The organism is Pontibacter sp. 13R65 (assembly GCF_047525655.1).
GTDB lineage: Bacteria > Bacteroidota > Bacteroidia > Cytophagales > Hymenobacteraceae > Pontibacter.
In genome coordinates this window covers 1-25,867 of record NZ_JBLIQL010000021.1, presented here as the reverse complement: position 1 = coordinate 25,867, position 25,867 = coordinate 1, and the positions used below count along the sequence as shown (strand labels likewise).

General features: G+C 46.7%; 18 protein-coding genes. 12 read left to right on the top strand and 6 right to left on the bottom strand.

From position 1 onward, the window contains the following. Positions 1-17 precede the first annotated feature (17 nt). A complete protein-coding gene (locus ACMA1I_RS18875) occupies positions 18-467 on the bottom strand; it encodes a MarR family transcriptional regulator (RefSeq protein ID WP_337069994.1) in 450 nt (149 codons plus the stop codon). A gap of 772 nt (positions 468-1,239) precedes the next feature. Further along, a complete protein-coding gene (locus ACMA1I_RS18870) occupies positions 1,240-2,496 on the bottom strand; it encodes a pitrilysin family protein (protein ID WP_337069993.1) in 1,257 nt (418 codons plus the stop codon). 246 nt (positions 2,497-2,742) lie between these two features. Here ACMA1I_RS18870 and ACMA1I_RS18865 point away from each other — a divergent pair, with 246 nt between their 5' ends. The 4 genes from ACMA1I_RS18865 to ytxJ are packed head-to-tail and all read left to right on the top strand — an operon-like array spanning position 2,743 to position 5,695. Continuing rightward, the gene (locus ACMA1I_RS18865) at positions 2,743-4,722 is read left to right on the top strand and encodes a dehydrogenase E1 component subunit alpha/beta (protein WP_337069992.1); all 1,980 of its coding nucleotides are present in this window, start codon (positions 2,743-2,745) and stop codon (positions 4,720-4,722) included. 16 nt (positions 4,723-4,738) lie between these two features. Then, on the top strand, positions 4,739-4,945 hold the full coding sequence (locus ACMA1I_RS18860; RefSeq protein WP_337069991.1) for a hypothetical protein: 207 nt from the start codon (positions 4,739-4,741) through the stop codon (positions 4,943-4,945). A gap of 51 nt (positions 4,946-4,996) precedes the next feature. After that, a complete protein-coding gene (locus tag ACMA1I_RS18855; protein ID WP_337069990.1) occupies positions 4,997-5,341 on the top strand; it encodes a hypothetical protein in 345 nt (114 codons plus the stop codon). Positions 5,342-5,353: 12 nt separating this feature from the next. After that, positions 5,354-5,695 (top strand): bacillithiol system redox-active protein YtxJ, encoded by a 342-nt coding sequence (gene ytxJ, locus ACMA1I_RS18850; RefSeq protein WP_337069989.1) that lies wholly within the window; start codon positions 5,354-5,356, stop codon positions 5,693-5,695. 32 nt (positions 5,696-5,727) lie between these two features. On the opposite strand, the gene ACMA1I_RS18845 is transcribed toward ytxJ, so the two are convergent. Continuing rightward, complete coding sequence (locus tag ACMA1I_RS18845; protein WP_337069988.1) at positions 5,728-6,135, bottom strand: OsmC family protein; 408 nt, start codon at positions 6,133-6,135, stop codon at positions 5,728-5,730. Positions 6,136-6,202: 67 nt separating this feature from the next. Here ACMA1I_RS18845 and ACMA1I_RS18840 point away from each other — a divergent pair, with 67 nt between their 5' ends. The 7 genes from ACMA1I_RS18840 (at position 6,203) to ACMA1I_RS18810 (ending at position 18,532) form a co-directional block, all read left to right on the top strand. Next, positions 6,203-6,934: a hypothetical protein gene (locus tag ACMA1I_RS18840; protein ID WP_337069987.1), complete on the top strand. Its 732-nt coding sequence runs from the start codon at positions 6,203-6,205 to the stop codon at positions 6,932-6,934. 387 nt (positions 6,935-7,321) lie between these two features. Then, complete coding sequence (lipA, locus tag ACMA1I_RS18835; protein WP_337069986.1) at positions 7,322-8,233, top strand: lipoyl synthase; 912 nt, start codon at positions 7,322-7,324, stop codon at positions 8,231-8,233. A gap of 625 nt (positions 8,234-8,858) precedes the next feature. Then, complete coding sequence (locus tag ACMA1I_RS18830) at positions 8,859-11,750, top strand: ice-binding family protein (protein ID WP_337069985.1); 2,892 nt, start codon at positions 8,859-8,861, stop codon at positions 11,748-11,750. 34 nt (positions 11,751-11,784) lie between these two features. Next, positions 11,785-12,717, top strand: a complete 933-nt coding sequence (locus tag ACMA1I_RS18825) for a type IX secretion system membrane protein PorP/SprF (protein ID WP_337069984.1) — start codon at positions 11,785-11,787, stop codon at positions 12,715-12,717. A 17-nt stretch (positions 12,718-12,734) separates the two neighbouring features. Then, the gene (locus tag ACMA1I_RS18820) at positions 12,735-14,699 is read left to right on the top strand and encodes an OmpA family protein (protein WP_337069983.1); all 1,965 of its coding nucleotides are present in this window, start codon (positions 12,735-12,737) and stop codon (positions 14,697-14,699) included. A 237-nt stretch (positions 14,700-14,936) separates the two neighbouring features. Beyond that, positions 14,937-17,237 carry a TonB-dependent receptor domain-containing protein gene (locus ACMA1I_RS18815; protein WP_337069982.1) on the top strand — a complete coding sequence of 767 codons (2,301 nt, stop codon included), beginning with the start codon at positions 14,937-14,939 and terminating at the stop codon, positions 17,235-17,237. Positions 17,238-17,467: 230 nt separating this feature from the next. Then, complete coding sequence (locus tag ACMA1I_RS18810; protein ID WP_337069981.1) at positions 17,468-18,532, top strand: NAD(P)H-dependent oxidoreductase; 1,065 nt, start codon at positions 17,468-17,470, stop codon at positions 18,530-18,532. Positions 18,533-18,836: 304 nt separating this feature from the next. On the opposite strand, the gene ACMA1I_RS18805 is transcribed toward ACMA1I_RS18810, so the two are convergent. From ACMA1I_RS18805 to gcvP, 3 genes are all read right to left on the bottom strand, one after another. Beyond that, positions 18,837-19,454, bottom strand: a complete 618-nt coding sequence (locus ACMA1I_RS18805; protein ID WP_337069980.1) for a DUF4136 domain-containing protein — start codon at positions 19,452-19,454, stop codon at positions 18,837-18,839. A gap of 91 nt (positions 19,455-19,545) precedes the next feature. Next, positions 19,546-19,869, bottom strand: a complete 324-nt coding sequence (locus tag ACMA1I_RS18800) for a hypothetical protein (RefSeq protein WP_337069979.1) — start codon at positions 19,867-19,869, stop codon at positions 19,546-19,548. Between the two features lie 789 nt (positions 19,870-20,658). Continuing rightward, the gene (gcvP, locus tag ACMA1I_RS18795; RefSeq protein WP_337069978.1) at positions 20,659-23,574 is read right to left on the bottom strand and encodes an aminomethyl-transferring glycine dehydrogenase; all 2,916 of its coding nucleotides are present in this window, start codon (positions 23,572-23,574) and stop codon (positions 20,659-20,661) included. A 267-nt stretch (positions 23,575-23,841) separates the two neighbouring features. On the opposite strand from gcvP, the gene ACMA1I_RS18790 reads away from it, so the two are divergent. Continuing rightward, complete coding sequence (locus ACMA1I_RS18790) at positions 23,842-25,059, top strand: NAD(P)-dependent oxidoreductase (RefSeq protein ID WP_337069977.1); 1,218 nt, start codon at positions 23,842-23,844, stop codon at positions 25,057-25,059. Positions 25,060-25,867 lie beyond the last annotated feature (808 nt).

Sequence of the window (25,867 nt, the reverse complement as noted above, 5' to 3'; positions counted from 1 at the left end):
TGAGGCAGTCCTTGCTTTTAGCCTCTCAGCTTATCCAGCAGCTCGCTTGCCTGCACGGCCTCCTGCTGACTCAGGTTATGAAACTGCGCCAGCAACTGCGGAAAACTGTTGTCTACCTGCTGCAGCTTCTCAAGGCCTTTTTCAGTAATGCGTACCTCTATCATGCGGCGGTTGTCGGGGCAGATAACCCTGGTAACATAGCCTTTCTCTATCAGTTTATCGACCAAGCGGGTTACGTTGGAGTTGCGGTCTACCATACGATCCTGAATCTCACCGAAACAAACCGGTTTTGGGTGCTGCCCCCTCAGTATGGCTAACACATTGTGCTGTTGCAGTGTGAGGTCCAGCTCCTTAAAAAAAGGCATCACCTGCTGGTTTACCCAATTATTGGTGAACAGCAGGTTGGCAAGCAGACGGCGGTAATCATCTTTAAAATCTTTCTGATGTAGTTCGTCTTCTATCCGCATGGCTGTATGAAATGTGGTGCAAAAGTAGTTGTGTTGTTTGTATATACAAATGTTTGGGCTGAAAAGTTTAAAATAGAGCGGCCTCCTAGTTTTGTTTAGTACTAAATAAGCTCCGGAAGGCCTTTTTCATTAGAGGAATTCAGTTAATGCAGTAATGATCTAATGTGCTGCTGTGAAAATTTAGAGGTGTGAAAATGAGTTGGAAGGTATTAGCAGCGTGCGCAGCTCCTGCAAGCGTTTGGGCAAAGCAGACCAAAGCTAACCAAAGCTAACCCTAATGCCCCAAATAACTTCTCTGCCTCTGGAAGGCCTTTTTCATTAGAAGAATTTCAGTTAAGACTTACTAAAGGCAAGGTTTTGCGGCAGGAGGCAACGAAGAGAGCACAAATGCCAGGTGCACCTATTGACGATTTTTTGTTGGGGGAAGGGGCCCTCTTCAAAGAGCGTTCAGCAAGTGGGGGTGTAGGGGCCCCCTTTGGACAAAATCGTCTTGATTTTTTTGGTTCTTTTTGTATCAAGACAAAAAGAACAAGAAAGCCAGCAATGAAACAGCTTCACTCCAAAGTCACAGAAAGAAAACAACTATGCGACCTTAGACTTAAAAGCCACTAGCCATTGTTGATGCCTCTACTCACAAGACCCTTTAAAATGACATAGAGAAAAGAGCTGGGGAAAAAGAATAAGGCAGAATTATAGCCAGAAAACAACAAAGCCGCAACAGGTAAAACTGCAGCGGCTCTGTGAGATTTTATGGTGAAACGGATGCAGTAGCTTACGCTACGGCTTCTGCTTTCTTTTCAGCTTGGTAAAGCAGGGTAGAGCAGTTGTTGGGGTTCAGTACCTGCCGGGCAAGGCGCAGGACATCATCCGGTGTAACAGCCTGTACTTTCTCTCCTTCGAGATTTACGTGGTTGGCATCGCCGAGCAATTTGCCATAAGCCAGGTTCATGGCGCGGTTCAGGAGGTCTACTTCGGAATACACAATGCTGGTTTCGGCTTGGTTTTTAACTTTGTTCAGCTCTTCCTCCTCTACCAGGTTATCTATTATCTGCTGGTTTATGGCCTCAATTGCCGCATTGGCCTCCTGCAGGTCTACACCTTCATTTAGTTTGCCCTGTATAATGAGCAGCCCGGGCTCTACGGAGCCGGTTACAGAAGCCGAAATCGAATTAAATAGTTTCCGTTCTTTTACCAGCTCGTTGTATAGCCTCGACGATTTCCCTCTTCCCAGAATATCGCTTACCAGGTCCGCAGCATAGTAGTCGTGGTGGGTACGGGCGGGCATGTGGTAGGCTTTGTAGATAGCACTGAGCGGCACATCGGCTGAAATCTCTAAAAGGCGAGCCTCTTGTTGTTTTGGCTCCACCGGCAGGTTACGCTCATATTTAGTGCCTGACGGTATGGGACCGAACCATTTCTCAGTCAGCTCCTTTGCCCGCTCAAAGGTAATGTTGCCTGCCACCACTAAAATAGCGTTGGCCGGTGAATAGTGCTTGTTAAAGAAGGCCTTTACAATATCCATGGTGGCGTTCTCGATGTGCGAAATCTCTTTGCCAATAGTCGCCCATTTGTAGGGGTGCTGCTGGTAAGTCAGCGGACGCAGTTTGAGCCACACATCGCCGTATGGCTGGTTGAGGTAGTTCTGCTTAAACTCTTCCACTACTACCTTACGCTGCACTTCCAGCCCATTTTCACTGAAAGCCAATTCCAGCATCCGGTCCGACTCCAGCCAGAAACCTGTTTCTATGTTCTGAGCGGGTAGCGAGAGGTAATAGTTGGTAATGTCGGGGCTGGTAAAGGCATTGTTCTCGCCACCTACCCGCTGCAACGGCTCGTCATAAACCGGAATGTTTTTGGAACCACTGAACATCAGGTGTTCAAATAAGTGTGCAAAGCCGGTATGTTGTTCGTCCTCGTCGCGTGAGCCTACATTGTAGAGCACGTTAAGCACCGCCATGGGGGTGCTATGGTCTTCGTGCACAATTACCTGCAGGCCATTATCAAGTGTAAATTCTTTATATTTTATCATGTCTTAGGGATGTTAGATGCTAGATATTAGATGCTAGATTTTAATATGGAGACAAATTCATGCCTGACGAATAGGTATACCTCAATCTGATTGATAACGGAAGAAAATAGAACACTGTATTCTTGATGTCTATTATCTATAGTCTAACATCTAATTAAAAGCAAAATTAAAAAATAGCAGCATATTTTCAGGGCTTCTGCGAATACATTAACTTGCCAGATTATAACGAAGTTTAGGTTTTTGGAGATGAATTTCAATCGTAAAGAATATACCGACGACGAATTGCTAGCTCTTTACAAGGCTATACTAAAGCCCCGGATGATAGAAGAGCGGATGCTGGTACTGTTGCGCCAGGGCAAAGTAAGCAAATGGTTTTCGGGCATTGGGCAGGAAGCTATTTCGGTGGGAGCAGCCATGGCCCTGGAGTCAGATGAGTATATATTGCCGCTGCACCGTAACCTGGGCGTGTTCACCAGCCGTCAGGTGCCGCTCGACAAGCTGTTTGCGCAGTTTCAGGGCAAGAAGACCGGCTTTACCAAAGGCAGAGACCGCTCGTTTCATTTCGGCTCCAACGAACACCACATTGTGGGCATGATCTCGCACCTGGGGCCGCAGCTGGCTGTAGCCGACGGCATTGCCCTGGCCGACCTGCTGGAGCAGAAAGAGAAAGTAACGCTGGTGTTTAGTGGAGATGGCGGTGCTTCTGAAGGCGATTTCCATGAGGCGCTGAATGTGGCGGCGGTATGGGGGCTGCCAGTTATCTTTATGATCGAGAACAACGGCTACGGTTTGTCTACTCCCAATAGCGAACAGTTTAAGTTCCGGCACTTTACCGACAAGGGCCCGGCCTACGGCATAGATGCCCTGCAGATAGATGGCAACAACGTGGTAGAGGTATTCGACACCGTGCGCCAGGCCGCAGATAGTATCCGCAAAAGTCCGCGACCTATCTTAATAGAGGCCGTTACTTTCCGGATGCGTGGACACGAGGAAGCCTCCGGTACCAAGTATGTGCCGCAGGAACTGTTCGAGAAATGGGTGAAGAAAGACCCCGTAGTTACCTTTGAAAAGTACCTGCTCGATGAACTGGTGCTGACGCAGAAAACGCTGGACAGCATTCGCGAAGAAATAAAGCAGGAGATTGAACAGGCCTTGGAGACTGCCGGTGCTACGCCTTTGCCAGAAGCCGACCAGCAGGAAGAACTGGCCGACATGTACAAGCCCATTGAGCAGCAGGTAATACAACCTGCCACCGATGCCCGAACAGAGAAACGTTTTGTAGATGCCATTTCAGATGCCTTGCGCCAGAGCATGGAGCGTTACCCGGAGCTGGTGCTGATGGGGCAGGACATTGCCGAATACGGTGGTGTATTTAAAGTGACCGAAGGCTTTGTAGAGACCTTCGGTAAAGAACGCGTACGCAACACCCCGCTTTGCGAATCGGCTATTCTGGGTATTGGCCTGGGCATGTCAGTGCGCGGCAAAAAGAGCATGGTCGAAATGCAGTTCGCCGACTTTGTGAGCAGTGGCTTCAGTCAGATAATAAATAACCTGGCCAAAAGCCACTACCGCTGGGGACAGCACGCCGATGTGGTGGTGCGCATGCCCACGGGAGCCGGGGCCGCCGCCGGGCCTTTTCACTCGCAGAGCAACGAGGCATGGTTTGTGCACACGCCTGGTCTAAAAGTGGTGTACCCATCGTCGCCTTACGATGCCAAAGGTTTGCTGAACGCAGCCCTGGAAGACCCGAACCCAGTCATGTATTTTGAGCACAAGCTTTTGTACAGGGCCGTGTCGCAGGAGATACCAGACGATTATTATACCGTTGAGATCGGAAAGGCAAATTTAGTAGCCTCCGGCGACGATCTATCTATAATTACGTATGGCATGGGTGTGCACTGGGCAAAGCAACTGCAACAGGAAATGACCGATGCTACTTTTGATATTCTGGACCTGCGCTCGCTGCTCCCCTGGGATAAGGAAGCTGTGCGTGCAACAGTAGCCAAAACAGGCCGTGTAATCGTGCTACACGAAGATACTTTAACGGGTGGCATAGGTGGCGAAATAGCTGCCTGGATTGCAGAAAACTGTTTTGAGTTGCTGGATGGTCCTGTTACCCGTGTTGCCAGCCTGGATACTGCCGTGCCTTTTTCGCCACCACTGGAGCAGGAGTTTTTGCCAAAGCAGCGCCTGCGCCAAAAGGTAGAGGCCGTACTAAATTTTTAAATGAACCTACAAGCATATGTTTAAGCCAAAATTTCTGCTTCTCACAGTCCTGATACTGACCCTGCTCGCCGGCTCCGCCTGCCAACGGAAGGGTTTGAAGTGCCCTAAACCAGGCAAATCGAGTGCAACAGTTGGCGGAGGAGGTAAAAGTATAGAAGGCGTGAAGGTGCAGACAGATAAGAATGGCTTAGTAAAGAAAAAAAGAATCTTAAAGATTTTATAGTTTATAACTGTTATCTTAACTTTCAGTATAATTGAGAAAGAGGGATTGGTTATGAATTTTAATAGTAAGAGTATATTTGCCTATATCTTAAGGCCATTAATTGCCTTTCTGCCTGTCTTTCTGGTGCAGTCGGCAGCGGTTGCTCAGATCAGTCATGCTCCTTCTGCGTTTCAGAAAGAGGATGGGCAGTTAGCTGCAAAGCAACAGAAGGAAATAGAAACCATTTACCTGGAAACACACCTGGACAGAGGGGCGAGCAGGCGAAAAGATGAGACCAACAGGCAGAAAGTAATTCGAACTGAAAAGCGTAAATTACGGTTTAATAACAAAGGAAAGGCTGTAAAGCGCAGGCAACTTAAAAACAGCCAGGGCCACAGCCTCATTGATAAATCTTAAATTTAAATAAATATGAATTGGCATCCACTTACAAGTGCAGAACAGTTAGATACAGTTATAGAAGAGTCGAAGAGCACACCAGTGGTTATATTTAAGCATAGCACGTCTTGTTCGATAAGCGCCACCGCTAAAAGCAGATTGGAGCGCCAGTGGGAGAAAGCAGGCGTAGATCATGTTAAACCTTATTACCTGGATTTATTACAATACCGCCCGGTATCCAACGAAATAGCACAGGTTCTGCAAGTGCAGCACGAGTCGCCACAGCTGCTGCTGGTGCAGGATGGTGTTTGTACCTACAATGCCTCGCACCTGGGCATAAATCTGGATGCTCTCAAGAAAAAAGTAACGGCGTAGCACACTAAACGGCCTCTACGCCGGTTGTTTACTTACTGGTACTGAAACGAAACAGATTGTTTTACATCTGGGTGCAGACTCAGCGCCACCGGGCAAGTACGGGCAGCATTTTCGAGCATGGCTTTTTCTTTGTCGCTGTAGTTTACGGCTGGCATTTTAAAGTTAACCACTACCTCTGCAATACGGCGTGGCTCAGCAGACATGATTTTGGTGATGTCCATTTCCATGCCCTCTATATTAATGCCGGTGCGGTTTGCCATAATACCCATAATGGTCATCATGCAGCTGCCCAGGGCGGCGCTTACCAGGTCTGTTGGTGAAAAAGCCTCGCCTTTCCCGTTGTTGTCTACAGGAGCATCGGTAATAACAGTGTTGCCGGAGGCCAGGTGTTGGGCAGCGGTGCGAAGGTCACCCTTGTAAATACTATGAATGGTTGCCATGTTACTAACTATAAGTTTGATAAGAACGTAAATTTAGATAGTTTTAGAGAAATATAAATCAAAGAAGGTGGTAAGATACCTCATTATTATTTTAGCTGTTGCCTTGCTGGGAGTTAGCTCGCAGGCAGTGGCGCAAACCGATGAAGACTTCAGCAATGAGTTAAGCTACGGTATAAACTTTAACTCTAATGGCGGCCTTATAGGTGGTATCTTTGTTCGTTCTTCTTATTTCAAGAAAGAGCGGCTTTATCAGTTTGGGGCTATCGAGATCGTAGAAGTAAAACATCCGAAAGAAACACGCTGGTACAGTGTAAATACCGGCGATTTCTTTATTTATGGAAAACAAAATTATCTTTTTGTGGTAAGGCCGCAATATGGGGCAGAGTATATTCTGTTTAGAAAAGCGGCAGAGTCGGGGGTGCAGGTAAATGCCATTGGCGCCATTGGGCCATCGCTTGGTTTACAGGTACCTTACTACATTCGCTATAACTACAGCCAGGGAGGTTTTGAGGATGTGCGTACCGAGCAGTACAACCCCGTGGTGCACGGCGATAGAAACAGCATTTACGGCAGTGCCAATGTATTTACAGGTTTAGGCGAAATGGCTCTGAGGCCCGGAGTGCATTTTAAAGCTGGTCTTACTTTTGAATACGGGCGATATAGAGAAAGTGTAACCGGTATAGAAGTTGGCTTTCTGGTAGAACATTATTTCAAAAGACCCATTATTATCCCCGACGCTCAAAACGTCAACACCTTCCCCTCTGTTTACCTCAATATTTACTACGGCACTCGTAAATAGTGTTTATATTGATTCTTCGAACTCCAGATTATTCTAATGAATTCAGCCTTCCGGAGGCGTTTTAGAGATTTTAGATACTAGATGTTAGATTGTAGATTTTTTCTCAAGAAGTTATATCTACTCTCTGCTTCCCTCAAGCGATGGCACGGTTTGCGTACGTTGCCAGGTTTTACGGCGATCTTTGGTCAACTATTTAACCATTAAGCCATTTAACCATCAACAACAAACAGTCAACCATCAAATTCTTCTAATAAAATTGGCCTCTCAGAGGCTTTTTGTGCCTGAATGGCATATGGGCTGCTGACAGGCGATTATGTAGCGGAGCTCCATAATTAAAACTTACGGAAATGCCTAATGTGTTAATGCAGAACTTTGTATCTTTGTGCTATGGATGAACTATTGACGCTACCGGTCATACAGCCTGATGCAGCGGCAGATGGGCTGAACGCTTTAGGAAAACCACGTAAGCCTAACTGGCTGCGTGTAAAGCTGCCGGTTGGGAAGGAATACGCAAAAGTAAGAAGCATAGTAGACGAATATAAACTGCACACCATTTGCGAAAGCGGTAACTGTCCGAACATGGGAGAGTGCTGGGGTGCAGGTACAGCAACCTTTATGATTCTGGGGAACGTGTGCACACGCAGCTGCTCTTTTTGTGCAGTGGCTACCGGCCGCCCGAACGAATACGACACCGATGAACCTCGACGTGTGGCTGAAGCTATACAGCTGATGGGTGTGAAGCATGCAGTTATTACCTCTGTTAACCGCGATGAACTAAAAGACCGAGGTGCTTCTATCTGGCACGAAACAGTGCGCTTGGTTAAAGAATTGTCGCCTGCCACTACCATCGAAACGCTAATTCCAGATGTGAAAGCTAACTGGGACGCGCTGATTACCATGATCTCACCGGGCCAGGAAGTGGTGTCGCATAACATGGAAACAGTAAAAGAACTGTATCGCCGTGTAAGGCCACAAGCCAAGTATGAGCGAAGCCTGGAGCAGACTCGCCGTACCAAAGAGTTTGGCAAACGCACCAAAACTGGTATTATGCTGGGGCTGGGCGAAACTAAAGACCAAGTGTACCAGGCCATGGATGATCTGGCAGCCAACGGATGCGATATCCTGACGCTGGGACAGTACCTACAACCAACCAAAATGCACTTAGAAGTGGCTGAGTTTATTCATCCCGACCTGTTCGATCATTACAGGGAAGAAGGCTTGAACCGTGGTCTTAAGTATGTAGAGTCCGGACCATTGGTACGTTCTTCTTACCATGCGGAGCGCCACGTGCACGTGTAAAAGTGGTGTAGAAAACCTTGTATTAAGCAACTACTTTGTTCGGTATCTTAGAACCAAATTTAAATGCTGCCTTATATTAAGTAGAAGTTAAGAATTGAAAATTTTAAAAAAAAATTTCAAAAATTTTTATCCAAAAGAGGCTCCCCTTGCTTAGAAGGAGAGCCTCTTTTTTTTGTGCTAACACATGTTATATAAATAAAGTTTAAACAGTTAATTATCAGTGTGATCTATTTGGGAATAGGTGGGCCAAAGCTTTACAAAAAACCGATCTATAAGACACTCTGCCAAGGCTACAGCTTTTAAATATACAATAAGTACCGCTTATTTATCAGAATATCAGCTTGTTCTCTTTAATAGTGATCAATAAATATTTAATCTTTTTTATATTTTTGAACAATTTTCCAATTATGTTTGCAAAATATTTCCCAAAACTACGTGCTGTTTAATTATCAGTACATGCCAAAAATTATGCTTTTTTTAAGTAAAAGCACTCCTGTTAGGTTTAATTATAGGAATTTTCAGCTATTGAGAACAAAAAAACCGAATTTGAGTAGATACGGACATATAATTATATAACTATATTTATATATATTGACTTTTATTGATATTAATTTACACAATCCGCATGGTTAAACATTTTACCCTGTTCTGTACATCCCTCCTCTTAGCCATACAGGTAGGTTACGCACAAACAAAATCGATTTTAGGGCTAGCAGGTGACTATTCTGTGTTAGCAAACACAGAAGTAAATAATACTGGCACAACCAGTGTTGGCGGTAACCTGGGCATACATCCAGGTGACAGGATCAATGACCCGAGTAAGGGGTTAGTAGTAACTGGAAGTGAAGAGGTTGGACCCGGTTCCTCTGCCGGCGGAGGCCAGGTGGCGGCGTTACAAGCCTATGCCACTCTAACCGCCAGACCCATTACCAGAACACTGGGTGCCGAAATCGGAAACAGACAAATTCTAACCCCCGGAGTTTATCATATACCTGGCAATGCCAGACTGAGCAATATCCTTATTCTGGATGGTCAGAGAAGTTTTGACTCAGAATTCATATTTATTATCGATGGCGACTTTACCTCTACTTCGCCAGCCTCCCCTGGGGTCTCCAGTGCGGGTGTACTCCCTCAAAATGGAGCGCAGGCTGAAAATATCGTATGGGTTGTAAAGGGTAAAGCCGATATTGGTGTATCCACTTTACTGATGGGTAGTATTGTGGCGCAAGAGAGTGTAACACTCCGATCTGGTGCCAGCCTTATCGGAAGCGCTATCTCTTTAAACAGTAGTGTAAGCCTGAACACCAACAACATCTACTTAACCACCATATTATATGCCAACCTGGGTGTAACTAAAGTGGCACAGCCTTCTGAGAACGGCTTCAGAGTAGGGGACGAAGTTACATACGATATTACAGTTCGTAACAGTGGTGTCGGCTCTGGTACTGCTACCAATGTGCGCGTAAAGGAGCAATTTCCAAGCACACTTCAATTTGTAAGTGCCAGACCCTCTAAGGGAACTTATGACCCCGAAACAAGCGAGTGGATTGTAGGGAATGTCCAGGCTGAATCATCTGCTACACTTTCTATCACTTTCAGAATTTTGGCAGCCGGTAGTCTTGTAAACAACGTGCAGGTTATCTCAGATACGCCAGATCCGGATCCGGAAGATGACGAGGCTGAGGATCCTATTGTAGTAACATGTGCAGATCCTGGCCTCGCGCTCACAGGTAATACTGCAATTTGTCCGGGTGTGGCTACGCTTAATTTTACAGCTACTGAAGTGGTGGGCGGTACTTACGCTTATGAAGTAACTGGTGGGCTGTCTATCTTGTCTCGGCAGAATAACACCGTTAGCTTAGGTGTCGAATCGGGTTTAACAGGCGGAACTTTAAAGGTAACTGTAACAGATCAATGTGGTGAAACATATTCTGTTACTCAAAATATCGGTGTGTTAAGTGGATCGACTGCACCTACTTTAGATGGACATGAAACAGTGTGTGCCAACTCAGAGGTTATCTTTACAGCTACAGGTGCTGGTGCCGATGATGTGTTTAATTGGGTTGTAACGGGAGGCTTGCAACTTATTCGCAGCTCTGGAAACACCGCCACTGTTAAAGCAGGCAATACAGGTGGCACGGTGAGTGTAACAGCCACTAACAGCTGCCAGCTTACCAGTCCTCCTGCCATTAAAACTATTACTACCGCTACACCTCTTGCTGCCTTAGGTGCCATTAACGGGCCTCTTGCGATATGTGCGGGTACTAATGAGGTTGTGTTTTCTGTACCGGCACTTACTGCGAATACCACCTACACCTGGAACTATTCGGGCACTTGGACCAAGTTAGGTGAAGACGTAGTGAATGGCCGAGCTAGAGTTCGTGCACGATTTGAAACCGTAACTACTGGTGATCTTACGCTTACTGCCTCTAACGCCTGCGGAGAAGTGGCTGCCACTCCGGTTACTGTTGCCGTATCGTCTGGGGCGCCTGCAGCTCCCGGGTCAATTACAACTACTGGCGGTGCTTGTATAGGGGAGTCTATAATTTACAGTATTGGCGCAGTTGCCAATGCCACCAGTTATGAGTGGACAGTAACAGGTGCTGGCTGGGCAATACCTGGCGATAATACCGGTACCTCTGTAACAGTTACAGCAGGAACTGGTGCCGGATCGATAGCCGTAAAAGCTGTGAATGGATGTGGCAGCAGCACTACCACTACCTTAAATGTTACGCCTTCAGGCCAGTTAGGGGTTGTAGGTGCCATTGCTGGTCCTGCCACTAACTGTGCGGGTACTACAGGGTTACAGTACACTATAGGAGCAGTAACAGGTGTTTCAACTTATACCTGGTCGGTGCCGGCTGGCTGGACTATTACCGCAGGCCAGGGGACAAATAGGATTACAGTAACGGCAGGTTCTGGCAACGGTGCTGTACGGGTGGCTGCGGCAAATGCCTGCAAAACCACCGATGCTACTCTTAATGTTACAGCGGTACCACAGGTTGCAGCGCCAAGTATTATAGATAATAGCAGTGTATGCGGAGGCCTTACTTATAGCGTTAATCCGGTGGCAGGTGCTACATCTTACACCTGGAGTGTACCTAATGGCTTTACCATTACTTCTGGTCAGGGAACAGCTTCTATACAAATTCGTTCTGATTCCCCAAATGCTTTCGGAGAGGTAAGGTTAGTGACGAGTAACGGTGCTTGCGATGGTCCAACTGCTGCAATAGCCATAGATCGTAGCCGCATAGATGGTGCTTTGGAATTCCCGAAAGCCTTTAGCCCGAACGGGGATGGCATTAACGACACCTGGGTTATCTCTAACATCACACAATACCAGAACCAAGTAACGCTGTTTAACCGCTTGGGGTCTGAAGTGTATCGCAAGTCGAATTACCAGAACGACTGGAACGGTAATAACCTGGAGGCAGGTACTTACTTCTACAGGGTAACGGTGCGACAGTGCGACAATACCAACAGAGAATATACAGGCTATGTCATGATTTTCCGCTAAGCTCAAGGTACTTTAATTTAATACGAATTAGAATATGAAATTACTTTATACGCTGCTCGCCCTGCTGCTAACTTTTGCGGCTAGTGCCCAGCAAAATCCTCAGTACTCGCAATACATTTTTAACAGTATGGCCATTAACCCGGCCTACACTGGAAGTAAAAAAGTACTTAATTTTAATGCTTTTCACCGGTCGCAGTGGGCTTCTGTAGAAGGAGCGCCTACTACCAGCAGCCTGCTTATAGATGGCCTTGTAGCAAACGATAAACTAGGTCTCGGGCTAGATATCTCCCGTGATAAAATTGGTCCACTCACCCACTTCTCGGCTTACGCCAATCTGGCGGTGAGAGTGCCGTTAAGCGAGCAGGCAACCCTTAGCTTTGGTGCTGCACCAGGTTTTGTACAGCGCTCTCTGAACGGAGCAGAGCTTGGTATCATCGACGATCCATCTATTCCTACAGGAACCGAAACAGCCCTTAGGCCAGATATTAAACTTGGTTTATATTTCAACACGAGCCGTTTCTATACAGGTGTTTCGGTATCTGACTTGTTGCAGTTTAAAGACGACATGGAGTTGGCTACTAACAGACACTACTTCTTCACTTCCGGATATGTGTTTGATCTGGGAAGCTCTCTTAAATTCAAGCCTAGTGTGTTGGTGAAAGAAGACTTCAACTCGCCTGCCAATGTGGACCTGAATGCTTTTCTGTTGATAAAGGAAATCTTGTGGTTAGGAGCTTCTTACCGCACAAGCATGAACCTCTTCAATGATAAACTATCTTTCGATGCCAGAAACAGAACAGCTGTCGCATTAATCGGAGAGATTCAGATTAACAGAGCATTCCGATTAGGTTATGCCTATGATGTAATGGTGAATGATTTTAGAGGAGTTAGCACGCACGAAGTCTCAATAGGGTATTACCTGTTCGGGAAAAAAGACGCTCCTATGCTTACACCTCAATACTTTTAATATTAGCATCAGATTATATGAACTATAAATACACCTCCCTTTGCCTTCTTATGGCCGCAACCCTAGGCTTTGCAACAAATGCGCAGGCTCAGCTACGGAAGGCGGATAAGCTTTACAATAACTACCAATTTGCCCTGGCACTCGAGCAGTATGAGCAGGCTGTTACTAAACGCACACCTGATGTACAAACGGCGCAGCGCATTGCTGATGCTTATCGCCTGACTCGCCGCAGCCAGGAAGCAGAAACCTGGTATGCTAAAGTCGTGACCATGCCAGGTCGGCAATCTCAAAACCTGTACTATCATGCGGAGGCATTGCGCAGCAATGGGAAATTTGAGGAGGCTAAAAAACAGTATATGAGCTGGGGTGAGGAAATGCCCGACATGGCAGCACAGGCCCAACAGAAAATTCAGGCTTGCGACAAAGCAACAGAATGGATGAACAAACTGCCTGTTGCAGAAGTAACAGCGGCCAAAGGACTGAATGCGGCCGGGTTTTCTGACTTCAGCCCGGCTAGCTTTGAGCAGGGAATCGTTTTTAGCTCAGATCGTGGTGCAGGTGCTAAGGCAGATGTTTTTGGCTGGACTGGAAGACCATACTTAAAACTATACAAAGCTGAGCGAAGTGCCGACGGCAACTTTAGTGCTCCCTCCTTGCTGGCAGAAGATGTAAACGCACCTTACCACAATGCGACGGCCTCTGCTGCTGAAGGTGGGCAGGAACTATATTTTACCAGAACACAGCTGGTGAAAAACAAAGCATACAAAAACACAGATCCTACAAGTTGGGTAGAACAGAACAAGCAGGAACAGGAATATGTAAGCCGCCTAGAAATTTATAGTGCCCAAAAGCAAGGCGACTCCTGGACCAATGTGCAGCCTTTTGCTTTCAATAAAATAGAGGAGTACTCGGTAGGACATCCGGCTTTATCGCCAGACGGCAAAACCATGTATTTTGTGTCTGATATGCCAGGTGGCGAAGGAGCAACAGATATTTATTATACTACACGCCAGGCAGATGGCAACTGGGGACGACCTGTAAATGCTGGCAGTACTGTAAACACTGCAGGAAGCGAAAGCTTTCCGTATGTAGACCAGAATGGCAAGTTGTTTTTTGCATCCGATGGTCATGTGGGCTTTGGTGGTCTGGATATTTTTGCGGCAGAAGGCCAACATGGTGCCTGGACTGATGTTAAAAACCTGGGTTACCCGATAAACACTCCCAAAAACGACTACGGCATTATGTTCGATAGCGTGAATACAAGTGGGCTGCTGTCTTCTAACCGCGATGCTGCCGATGGTACAGACAATATTTACCAGTTTCGGTTACTGCAGGAGGCCGTAGTGATTGCCGTTACAACACTGGAGCGAAAACAGAACCAGCAGAAACGCAACATTGAGGCGCCACTTCCGCAGGCAAGGGTAGTAGCCACTCAGCAGAACCAGGCCGACTCTACTGTTTTTGTAACAGATGTAAACGGAAAATATTTTCTGGATAGCCGCAAAGGTAATACCTACTCCTTCCAGGGCACAAAAGATGGTTTCCTGAACCAGTCGGTAGATCTGGAGGTGCCAGTAACAGCCGGCGACACGGTGCAGGTAGCTCTTTTATTTGATAAAAGTGATAAAGGCATTGCCATTGTACTAGAAAAGATCTACTACGATCTAGATAAATGGGAGATCAGGCCAGACGCTGCCAGAGAACTAGATAAACTGGTAAAGGTGCTGAAAGCTAACCCAAGCATTAAAATTGAGATGAGCTCACACACAGATAGTCGGGAAGGTTTTCAATACAACCAGGTTCTATCAGAAAGACGTGCACAGGCAGCTGTTGATTATCTCGTTTCTAAAGGCATAAAAGCTGATCGCCTTACAGCCAAAGGATACGGCAAAACCAGACTGGTAAACCACTGTAAAGATGGAGTATCATGTTCTGAGAAGGAGCATCAGCTTAACAGAAGAACTGAGTTCAAAATCAGGTAAGGCTACAGTTTTTGTAGTTAGTAAAAAGCTCCGCAGTTGCTGTGGAGCTTTTTACTTTTTAGGCGGTTTTCAGAAGCTTTTCTGGAGATATACAAACGGAGGAGCACACAATTCGTTAAATCTAGACAGCATGCTTTTGTTCTAATGGCTGTAAGATAATTTTACAGCAACAGCTAAACTATTTTGACCAACCTCAGAGCCTGCCTCTCCGTTTCCATTACTACCAATTTAAATTTCATGAAACATTATTTATATTCTTCAATTCTATTGCCGTTCCTGTTGCTCCTGCCTGTGGTGGCATGGGCACAAACCACAATTAACGGGCAGGTGCTAGATGCCCGAAGCCGACAGCCATTAGAGGGAGTAACAATTTCTGCAGGCGTTAACGGGCAGCAAATTATTAGCAATGCACAAGGGGAGTTTAAGGTGCCTGTAAATGGAGAGGGTGCCACGACCACACTTCACTTTCAGTTGCTCGGCTATGCCACTCGAACGTTAAAGGTTATTCTGCCACTTACACAGGTATTGCAGGTATCGATGCAGGCCAATGCCACAAACTTATCTGAGGTAGTGGTAACAGGCTACGAAACAAACAGGCCACTGCTCGAGACGGCCGGTGCCATTAGCATAGTAGACAGTGAAGTAATCCAGCGCTTTGATCAGAGTTCTTTAGTAAGAGCAGTAAACACAGTGCCGGGTGTGCGCATGGAGGAAAGAGCTCCTGCCAGCTACAGGATTTCTATTCGGGGGAGCAGCCTTCGCTCTCCTTATGGGGTGCGCAACGTTAAAATGTATTTAGGTGATGTGCCGCTTACTGAAGCAAGTGGTATTACTATGCTCAACATGCTGGATGCAGGCAATATTGGCCGGATGGAAATCCTGAAAGGTCCGGTGGGCAGTATCTATGGTGCCGGTACGGGAGGTGCCATTTTGCTGGAGCCCAAACGCGCGGCGCCAGGGGAGCATCAGTTAGAAGTTGGGGGTACTACCGGTTCTTATGGTTTCAGGCGATATGCGGTAACGGCTTCTACAGGAGGAGAAAAAGCAAATGCGCTGGTGCAGTACACCCGGCAGCAGTACGATGGCTATCGCGAGCATACCGCCATGGAGCGTGAGGTGCTTCTGCTTTCTGCCCAGTTTTACCCTAGTGAGAAGCAAACTCTGTCGACCTACCTTATTTATTCGGACCTATTTTACCAGTTACCAGGAGCGCTTACTCAGGAGCAATACAACGAGAACCCCAGGCAGGCACGTGGCGGTGCGTTGGGTAGCGTAGCACAGAATGCATCCATGAACACCGATGGGGTAAATATTGGTTTGTCGCATGAGTATAAGCTGAATAACCGCTGGCGCAATATCACCTCGGTGTATGGACTGTTCCGGTCCCAGGATCACCCGTTCAACACCGATTATGAGCGAAATGCCAACCAGGAATTTGGTGCCAGATCCTTACTGGTTCACACTACCCGGGTGGGTGTAGCCGAGGCTACAATTACAGTAGGAGGAGAGTATCAGCGCGGTTTCCAGGTGGCCCGCACCTTCGATAACAATGGTGGGGCGGTAGGTGCCAACCGATCTGATGATGAACTGATTTCCGAAACAGGACTATTGTTTGCACAGGCTGAATTTCTTTTGCCGGGCAATTGGCTTGCCACCGCCGCCCTCAGCTATAACGATACCCGCTACGACATTACAAGGCTGCAACAGGCTGCCGCCGGTGCAGACTTTCGTTTTATTCGCGATTTTAATGCGGTGCTATCGCCAAGGGTAGCTCTGCTCAAGCGCTTAACTAAACAGATTTCGGCACATGCCAGCGTGAGCGCCGGCTACTCTCCGCCCTCCGAAGAAGAGATACTGACATCTGATGGAGTGTTGAACCAGGAACTGGAAGCAGAAAAGGGCTTGAACTTTGAAGCTGGAGTAAGAGGCCGGATATTTGATGGTCGACTTAGCTTCGATGTGGTAGCTTTCTCTTTCAGGTTAAACGAAACAATTGTAAGCCGCCAGGATGTGTCGAGCATTGCTGTTTTTCGCAACATAGGCTCCACCAGCCAAAACGGGTTGGAAACAGCACTGGCTTTTACTGTAGTAGAAGAGTCCATGGCTCCGCTGAGTTTGCTAAAGCTCTGGGGTAGTTATACCTATAACCATTTTAGGTTTAAAGATTACCAGCAAGGCGAAACAGTTTTGTCGGGCAATAAGCTAACCGGAGTGGCACCACATATGGCTACCGTTGGGCTCGACTTGGCAACACAGGTAGGTTTTTACCTGAACCTTACTTCTAATTTTGTAGATACCATACCCCTTACCGATGAGAATACTGTTTTTTCAGATGCATTTCTTATTGTTGGAGCACGCACCGGTATCAGAAGACCTTTAAGCAAACACTTGGCACTGGATGCCTTTGTGGGAGCAGAAAATCTTACGAACCAGAAGTACAGCCTTGGCAATGATCTCAACGCTTTTGGAGCCCGTTTTTTCCAGCCCGCCGCCGATCGTAATTACTACGGTGGCCTTTCACTGAAGTACGCGCTATGAATTTTGAATGAGTGGATGAGTGATTGAGTGAATAATTTTAGTTGAAAGGCTAAAATTTGGGAAGCAGGTTTCAGCGGGAATGTAAAAACCCTAAACTGATAAATGCTTTACTCACTGTTATTACGTAAATAAATACAGCATACACTTTACCTTTCGACAGGAATTGCAACAGTAGAGATGTTCATGAAATAAAAACTCATTCAGTCATTCACTCATTCAAAATTTAAAGTATGCAACCAGACAATAAAAAGGCAGGCTTACCATTGGCTGAGCGGCCACTTCGGGTGCTGCTGATCTCCGCATCACAAAGGCGGCAGTACAATTGCCCCGGTGTAGACTCCAAGTCGCGGACCCTGATGTTGCGCATGGCAGAACACCTGCCGCAGGAGTGGGAAATAGACCTGGAAGATATTGGGAATGTGTATGCGCGCGAACAAATTCAAAGTTGTAATGCCTGTGTCAGCACTTCTATGGCGCTTTGTGTATGGCCTTGTAACTGTTACGAGAAAAACAGCAAGGCCGAGCCGGACCTGATGTGGAACCTCGATTTGTATGCCCGTCTCGATATGGCCGATGCCTGGGCTTTTGTAGCACCACACAACTGGTATGGGCCAACATCAAATCTCAAACTGATGTTCGATAGATTGGTTTGTATGAACGGAGGTAATCCGAAAGAAGAATTGATAGCACATAAAAACCCGGAGCTGGCCATGAAACTGGACAAAACCGCTGAGTGGGAAGAACTTAGCCAGAACCACCTGGAAGGGCGAACTGCTGCATTCTTTTGCCATGGTGACTTGGGAGGCGACGAGATAGACGAAACAGGGCGGCCCAACCTGCTGCAGCACAAGTCTTATTTTGATCCGGAGCAGGAGCCATTCAAGAATGAGCGCGATGCCTATGCTCCCTTAGTGTGGCAGTGCAGGTACAGCGGCATAGAGGTGCCGGACCAACTCTGGACCTACGCTGCCATAGGCAAAGGGAAAAAGTATTCTGAAAATCAGGCGGAAGACATGGTGCAAGACCACGATTCTATGGCCGCTTTCGATAAATGGGTAGCTGACTTTGCAGATTTTGTTCAGAACAAAGGCAAAGTGCCACCTGGTAGGTTCAGAGCCTACGGTTACAAAGCACCAGGCCACACCTGGAACGAGCTAAAGCTAGGCTGGCGCGATGCCCGTATGCGTATCGGGTTTCCTCCGGCAGATTCTTCACCTAAAAAGCAGCAGGACCTAGGCCTCAACAAAGATGTGACTCTCTTCCCTGGCAAACCAGAAAATGAGCGAAATGGATAGCATGCTTGGCACCAAATTCTGCTAATGAAAAAGGCCTTCCGGAGGCTTTTTCAAGACACTATAAGCAAGGCTTTTTCTATAATCTGTTTTCCAGTCTTTCGTCGCACTGTCCGGATAATCGCAGCAACTGCATACTGCACGAGGTGTTCCTGGTTCGTTTACAACTCTTTAAATCCCCGAATCTCCAAATTAAGAATAACCACATCTATCAAATTCTGCTAATGAAAACGGCCTTTCGGAGGTTTTTTTCTGTTGATCGGTTTAGGGTGTTCGGATGTGAAATACAGAATCTGTATTTGGGAGCCTAAGGAGTGGTAACATTATTGGGTGGGTATTGGGCCAGAATACTCGATACTGCTCTATTAAGCCGCTTCTGATCAGCCTCTGTTACAGAAATGCTTCCGCCTGCCCATCCACGCCAGACCAATGCATTTAAGCTTGGGTTGATAAAATCAATTACCAAGGTGCCTACCTGATAATCGCTGATGCTGCGGTAAGTCGGCACGCCCGCAAATTCATAGTTGAAGCGGTAGCCATACCAGTACCCATAGCCATAGCCATATCGGGGAACTACTATGTTATTTTCGGCTTCCGGGTCAGTTTGTATGGCAATGTCGTAAGCTATGAGCAGATCAGGAGCCGCATCTACCGCAGGCGTGAGGCCTTTTATCACCAACTCGCTGGCAATGGCTGCTTTTAATTGCTCGTCTATAGAGGTATTGTACTGAGGCGTTTCACCGTTTAATTGCAGCGTGTTTTGTGGTTCGTAAAAACCAAATGTTCGGTAAGGCTGAAAACTAACGGTGCGGTCGTAGTCGCTTTGCACATTGAGCATGGCAAACCCGCAGCCAGCTAAGCCTGACAGCAGCCATATAAAACTCAGTGCAAATTTGTGGAAAAAGCTGGAAGTGGATACTCGCATAGGTTTGTGAGGGTAGTTTTGTTCTTAAGTTCACAAACTATACGAAAGACAGGGACCTCTGACTGAATTTGAGAGAACTACTTCTATTCCTCTACCAAACGGGTGAAGAGGTTTTTCTACGCTTCGGTCTCTTATAAGAATTAATGACCGCTTCTTTTTTTTCTACCCAACTGCTAAGCTCTTCCGACATGCTTTTGGCTGCACGAGTTCCGGTTATAACTTCACCAGGTACTGTAGCAGTAGCATTATAAAAAGCAAGCGGCTGATCTTGCGTCTTTTTTTCAGTCACGATAGAGGCAGTAACCTCTGTGGAATACTGCGAAGAAACCATGCTGGTTATTACATTTTGAGCAGAGGTGGTAAGAGCCGAAAAGCTCAAGCTCATAATGCCCGTAACCAATAAGTACACCTTCATATAATAGTAGTTTACCACACCAGCCTATTGGAGGCGTGTGTGCAGGTTAAATTCAAATCATGTTTTATGCTGGCCTAACTGTAACCAGCTTCTTGTATGGCACCGGTTAAGCAGCAGCAGACTGTAAATAATTGTATAGGCGGTTGGTAGCGCCATTAGTTGTTTTCAGACGTAGTGGTTGAGGCTGGCAGGGAGTTAAAAGGATGTCTCTGCCTGTTGTTATTAATAGGGCAATTAAAGTACCAGCCATAGGTGCAGAAGAAGCCGCAAAAGGTTGCAATCAACAACAAAGAGAGGATTCTTAAGCTTAAACTAAATTAATAGGATATTTTTTGCTTGAATTTGTATATATATTGCACTGTGTTAAGAATATTATGTATGCTAAAACAGATATTTTTTTGCCTTATTTTTTAAAGGTGAAGTGTGTGAGCGTAATTTAGCATTCATGCTGGTGCCAAGATGGGAGGAGCAGGTAGGGAAAATCTCAATTTGGGATTGCTCAGAATTGATTTAAGTAGTGAGGAGAGGATGGCTTAGGAGCTGAATATAACTGAAGCACAAGTTGAATTATTCTAATGAAAAGTCCCTTCCGGAGGCAAAAAGCATTAGTTTAGCCTTAGGGCGTTTGCCAGGAACTAACCTTTTTAGGAGCCTTTAACTGTTTAGATAGCCTTAGATGATAGAAAAAAAATATGATTAAGGCTAAACGCCAAAAACAACTACCTACAAAAACAACAGAGGCTGCCTTGAACAAGGCAGCCTCTGTTTATAAAAGAAATTAAGTCTAACTTAAACAGCCGTAATTTCCTGGTGATCTTCGTTGTACGCTTCTATAGGGGCGCAGGAGCAAACCAGGTTACGATCGCCATAGGCACTGTCTACGCGGCTAACCGTTGGCCAGAATTTGTAATGCCGCGCGTGCTCGTATGGGTAAACAGCTTTTTCACGGCTGTACGGCCTGTCCCAGTTGTCGGCAAGTGCTACCTGTGCCGTGTGTGGCGCATTTTTTAACACATTGTTTTTCTGCTCGGCTCTGCCTTCCTCTATCTCCCTAATCTCTTCACGAATGCAGATCATAGCTTCGCAAAAACGGTCTAATTCTTCCTGTGCTTCAGACTCTGTTGGTTCTACCATGAGCGTACCAGCTACCGGGAACGACACCGTTGGTGCATGAAATCCATAGTCCATCAGGCGTTTGGCAATGTCTTCTACCTCAACGCCAAATTTCTTAAAGCCACGGCAATCCAGAATCATTTCGTGTGCGCAGCGGCCTTTGCTTCCAACATACAGCACCGGGTAATGTTTCTCTAAGCGGGCCTTGATATAGTTGGCATTCAGAATAGCTACTTTTGTCGCCTCCTCCAAACCTTCGCCACCCATCATCGAGATGTAGGCATACGAAATAGGAAGAATGCTGGCAGATCCCCAGGGAGCAGCCGATACCGCATTAATGGCTGCTTCGCCAGCCATTTTTACCACTGCGTGGCCTGGCAGGAACGGCGCAAGGTCTTTTACCACACCGATAGGACCTACACCAGGACCGCCGCCACCGTGAGGAATACAGAATGTTTTGTGCAGGTTCAGGTGACAAACATCAGCGCCAATAGTAGCCGGGGAGGTAAGGCCAACCTGAGCATTCATGTTAGCACCGTCCATGTACACGCGGCCACCGTTCTGGTGAATGGTTTCGCAAATTTCAATGATGCTTTCTTCGTAAACACCGTGCGTAGATGGGTAAGTAACCATCAGGCAAGACAGGTCGTCTTTGTGCTGTTCTGCCTTGGCATGCAGGTCGGCTACGTCGATGTTGCCTTTTTCGTCGCATTTAACAATCACCACCTTCATGCCGGCCATAACCGCAGAAGCCGGGTTTGTGCCGTGTGCCGAAGAAGGAATAAGGGCAATGTTACGATGATGATCGCCACGCGATTCGTGGTAAGCACGAATTACCATCAGACCAGCATATTCGCCTTGGGCACCAGAGTTAGGCTGTAGCGACACGGCATCAAAACCAGTAACTTCGCAAAGCCAGCTCTCAAGGTCTTCAAAAATCTGCTTATAGCCTTGTACTTGGTCAGCAGGTGCAAAGGGGTGCAACTGCCCGATTTCAGGCCAGGTTACCGGAATCATTTCGGCAGTGGCGTTTAGTTTCATGGTGCAGGAGCCAAGCGGAATCATGCCGTGAGCCAACGAGAAGTCTTTGTTCTCGAGGTGCTTCATGTAGCGCAGAATTTCACTTTCGGAGTGGTGCTTGTTAAACACCTCCTGGCGCAGATACTCGGTTGTTCTGATAAGTGACTCCGGCCAGGTAATCTCTGTTTCGGCTGGCAGCTCATCTATTGTTATCACCTCTCCAGATTTACCTGCTACTTTAGCAAATACAGCTAAGATTGCTTTTACATCCTGCAGATCGGTGTTCTGGTTAAGAGAGATAGAAATGTAAGTATCGTTAAAATAACGGAAATTAATACCTGCTGCCTCTGCCTCTTGCTTAATGGCTGCCTGCATGTCGGTACTCTCTGCAGCTATTTTCAACGTATCGAAATACTGCTCGTTCAGCTGCTCAAACCCTAAGATTTTAAGGCCGGCTTCCAGTTGCTGTGCCAGCGCATGTATATTAAGGCCAATGTAGCGGAGGCGGCGCGGGCCATGGTATACGGCATACATACCGGCAATTACAGCCAGCAGGACCTGCGCAGTACAAATATTTGAAGTGGCTTTTTCTCTGCGGATGTGCTGCTCCCGCGTTTGCAGCGCCATGCGGTAAGCCTTATTACCTTGTGCATCTATAGAAGCACCAATAATACGGCCCGGGATAACACGCTTAAAGGCATCTTTAGTAGCAAAGTAACCTGCGTGCGGACCACCATAGCCCATTGGTACACCAAAACGCTGCGTTGTGCCCACTACTACGTCGGCACCCATTTCGCCCGGAGGCGTTAGCAGGGTAAGGGAAAGCAAATCTGCCGCAACGGCTACCACAACTTCCTGAGTATGTGCGGTAGCTATAAAAGAAGTGTAGTCGAATATTTCCCCATCTGCTGCCGGGTATTGTACGATAGCACCAAAAAACGAAGTATCCTCTAAATTTACTTGGCGGTGGTCGCCTATTTCGAGTTCTATGCCAAGAGGTGTGGCGCGTGATATAAGTACATCAATAGTCTGTGGCAGGCAAAGCTCCGATACAAAAAAGCGGGTAGCTCCTTTGCGGGAGCCTTTGCGCTGTGCGAAGAACATGCCCATCGCTTCAGCGGCTGCCGTACCCTCGTCGAGCAAGGAAGCGTTGGCTATTTCCATGCCTGTTAGCTCCATTACCATTGTTTGGTAGTTAATAAGCGCTTCAAGGCGACCCTGTGCTATTTCTGCCTGATACGGGGTGTAGGCGGTGTACCAGCCCGGGTTCTCCATAATATTCCGGAGAATAACTGGAGGCATAATAGTATCGTTATATCCTAAGCCAATATAAGATTTAAAAACTTTGTTCTGTCTGGCTATAGCCCCGAACTTGTTCAAAAAATCTTTTTCGGAGAGGCCTTTAGGCAGATTCAGTGGCTTTTTAAGACGAATGGCCGCTGGCACTGTCTCCTCAATCAGTTGATCCAGCGAGTTTACCCCTATCGTGTTAAGCATGTCTTGCATCTGCTCCTTATCGGGGCCGTTATGACGCTCCTTAAACACATCAGCAGGTTTGGTTTTAAATATCATGTGTACGAAATATAGATTGGGAATGTGGGATTTTTGTAAACAGCTTTTCAGCCACTAAACTTCAAATATTACGCTATTTAATCATTTCACAAAAGTAACAGGAATTGTGTATTATACAGATGCGCAGAGGCTAAATAGTTACATCACTCCGTATATTGATTTGCTGGCCGGTTAGCAGGTCGCTTCATCTAAAAAGGGTTGTAAATAAGCCTGTTGCTATTGCTTTACAACAGAATAAAGAGAATAAAAATTCAAGAATACGCGCTGATGCTTAAACTGAAAATCGGAATTATTAAAGAGGGTAAAACTCCGTTGGATGCGCGGGTGGCCCTTACACCCAAAAAATGTGTGGAGCTAATGGCTGCCTTTCCGGGTGCGCAGGTGGTTGTTCAACCGAGCGACAGGCGTTGCTTTTCGGATGCTGAGTACCAGGAGTTGGATATTCCGCTGCAGCAGAACCTGGCGGACTGTGATATATTGATGGGTGTGAAGGAGGTGCCGGTAGTGCAGCTGATACCAGACAAAACGTATTTCTTCTTTTCGCACACTATTAAAAAGCAGCCGCAGAATGCTAAATTGCTCCGGGCTATTCTCCAGAACAACATCACACTTATAGATTATGAAACGCTGACTAACGCGCAGGGGCAGCGGCTAGTAGCCTTTGGGCGCTATGCTGGCATAGTGGGCGCTTATAATGGCATAAGAACTTACGGTAGAAAATGGGGACTATTTGAGCTGAAGCCAGCTTACCTATGCCGCGAGATGGAAGATATGCAGGAAGAGTATTTTAAAGTGAAACTTCCTCCTATAAAGATTGGAGTAACCGGTGGGGGCAGAGTGGCTGGAGGTGCCATGGAGGTGCTCGATAAAATGCATATAAAAAAAGTGAGCGTATTCGATTTTCTGTACAAGCAGTTTAAGGAGCCCGTGTATGCCCAGCTACACTCCGGCGATTATAACACACGCCCGGATGTAGAAGTCTGGGATTCGCCAGACTTTTACCAGCACCCACACCTTTACCAATCTACATTCCGCAAATTTACGCGAGTAACCGACTTGCTTATGGCATGCGCTTATTGGGACCCGCACGCTCCTAAGCTCTTTACCGAAGAAGAAGCGCGTGCAGCCGATTTCAAGATCAATACTATTGCTGATATCACCTGCGACGTAAACGGCTCCATACCATGTACCAAGCGCTCTGCTACTATAGATGCTCCTGCATATGATTATAATCCGCAAACCGGAGAACTGGAGCCACCATATAGTAATAGCCGAAATATAACTGTGATGGCCGTAGACAACCTTCCCTGCGAACTCCCGCGAAATGCCTCTCGCGACTTTAGTCGTCAACTACTAGATCGGGTAATTCCTCATTTGTTTAATGGCGATAAAGATGGAATACTGCAACGAGGTACTATAGCCACCGGAGGAAGATTGACCGATAGGTACGCTTACCTGCAGGATTTTGTAGATAAGGCTGGATGAGGCATATATTCTTACCAGATTCTTACGGAGTTAATTTATTGGTATATAAATGCGACTGCAGTAGATTTTTTCTAACTAAAAAGGCCTTCCAGAGAGAACTCCATTGCCAGTATTCTTATTTCTGAAAATAATGATTCTGGAGATAAGGGAGTTATGATTTTTTAGAGCCTTTTTATCTCCTGCCGCTTGGAATGCGGCTGGGGTTTGCTACTTTTGCATCCCCATCCGGCAGGGACGGGAAAGGCCGAAGGGCCGAAGAGAGACGCCGAAAAAAAACTTTTGCCTTGGCGCTTGCGGGAACGGGAAAAATGCTTACCTTTGCCTCCCGTTTCAGAGGAGGCGGACCTCGGGGCCAGGCAGTGGCTCCAAGGGAAAGGAAGGGAGGAAAAGCTTCAGGAAATATTTCCTGCTTTTATTTTGCAGATTAAGGAATGTTTCTTACCTTTGCACCCGCTTCCAGAGGGAAGCCTCTTGAAGAGGCTTTGTAACAGGGGCCGCAGGAGAGGCAGGAGAGGAAAGGGAAAAAAAAGTTTGAAAATTTTTCCCTGAGGCCTTGCAGAAAGGAAAAAGCTTCTTACCTTTGCAACCCGCTCCGGAAGGGAGCAGGAAAAAAGAGTAAAAAAGTGACACAAGCCGTTGAGGCACAGCCGCTAAAGGGTAGCGGCACCAGGGAAGAGAGATGTTCTTCCGCAAGTTCTTTGAGAGACTGATAGAGACGAAATTAAAATCCGCGCGGGTCGGTGTTCACTCACCACCTGCGTCAATTCTAGAGATAGAGTAAAAAAAGGAAGGGCCGGGGTCGGACAGA

Coding starts and splice junctions, on each gene's coding strand:
- ACMA1I_RS18875 (WP_337069994.1), bottom strand. CDS start 467: ATGCGGATAGAAGACGAACTACATCAGAAAGATTTTAAAGATGATTAC.
- ACMA1I_RS18870 (WP_337069993.1), bottom strand. CDS start 2,496: ATGATAAAATATAAAGAATTTACACTTGATAATGGCCTGCAGGTAATT.
- ACMA1I_RS18865 (WP_337069992.1), top strand. CDS start 2,743: ATGAATTTCAATCGTAAAGAATATACCGACGACGAATTGCTAGCTCTT.
- ACMA1I_RS18860 (WP_337069991.1), top strand. CDS start 4,739: ATGTTTAAGCCAAAATTTCTGCTTCTCACAGTCCTGATACTGACCCTG.
- ACMA1I_RS18855 (WP_337069990.1), top strand. CDS start 4,997: ATGAATTTTAATAGTAAGAGTATATTTGCCTATATCTTAAGGCCATTA.
- ytxJ (WP_337069989.1), top strand. CDS start 5,354: ATGAATTGGCATCCACTTACAAGTGCAGAACAGTTAGATACAGTTATA.
- ACMA1I_RS18845 (WP_337069988.1), bottom strand. CDS start 6,135: ATGGCAACCATTCATAGTATTTACAAGGGTGACCTTCGCACCGCTGCC.
- lipA (WP_337069986.1), top strand. CDS start 7,322: ATGGATGAACTATTGACGCTACCGGTCATACAGCCTGATGCAGCGGCA.
- ACMA1I_RS18830 (WP_337069985.1), top strand. CDS start 8,859: ATGGTTAAACATTTTACCCTGTTCTGTACATCCCTCCTCTTAGCCATA.
- ACMA1I_RS18825 (WP_337069984.1), top strand. CDS start 11,785: ATGAAATTACTTTATACGCTGCTCGCCCTGCTGCTAACTTTTGCGGCT.
- ACMA1I_RS18820 (WP_337069983.1), top strand. CDS start 12,735: ATGAACTATAAATACACCTCCCTTTGCCTTCTTATGGCCGCAACCCTA.
- ACMA1I_RS18815 (WP_337069982.1), top strand. CDS start 14,937: ATGAAACATTATTTATATTCTTCAATTCTATTGCCGTTCCTGTTGCTC.
- ACMA1I_RS18810 (WP_337069981.1), top strand. CDS start 17,468: ATGCAACCAGACAATAAAAAGGCAGGCTTACCATTGGCTGAGCGGCCA.
- ACMA1I_RS18805 (WP_337069980.1), bottom strand. CDS start 19,454: ATGCGAGTATCCACTTCCAGCTTTTTCCACAAATTTGCACTGAGTTTT.
- ACMA1I_RS18800 (WP_337069979.1), bottom strand. CDS start 19,869: ATGAAGGTGTACTTATTGGTTACGGGCATTATGAGCTTGAGCTTTTCG.
- gcvP (WP_337069978.1), bottom strand. CDS start 23,574: ATGATATTTAAAACCAAACCTGCTGATGTGTTTAAGGAGCGTCATAAC.
- ACMA1I_RS18790 (WP_337069977.1), top strand. CDS start 23,842: ATGCTTAAACTGAAAATCGGAATTATTAAAGAGGGTAAAACTCCGTTG.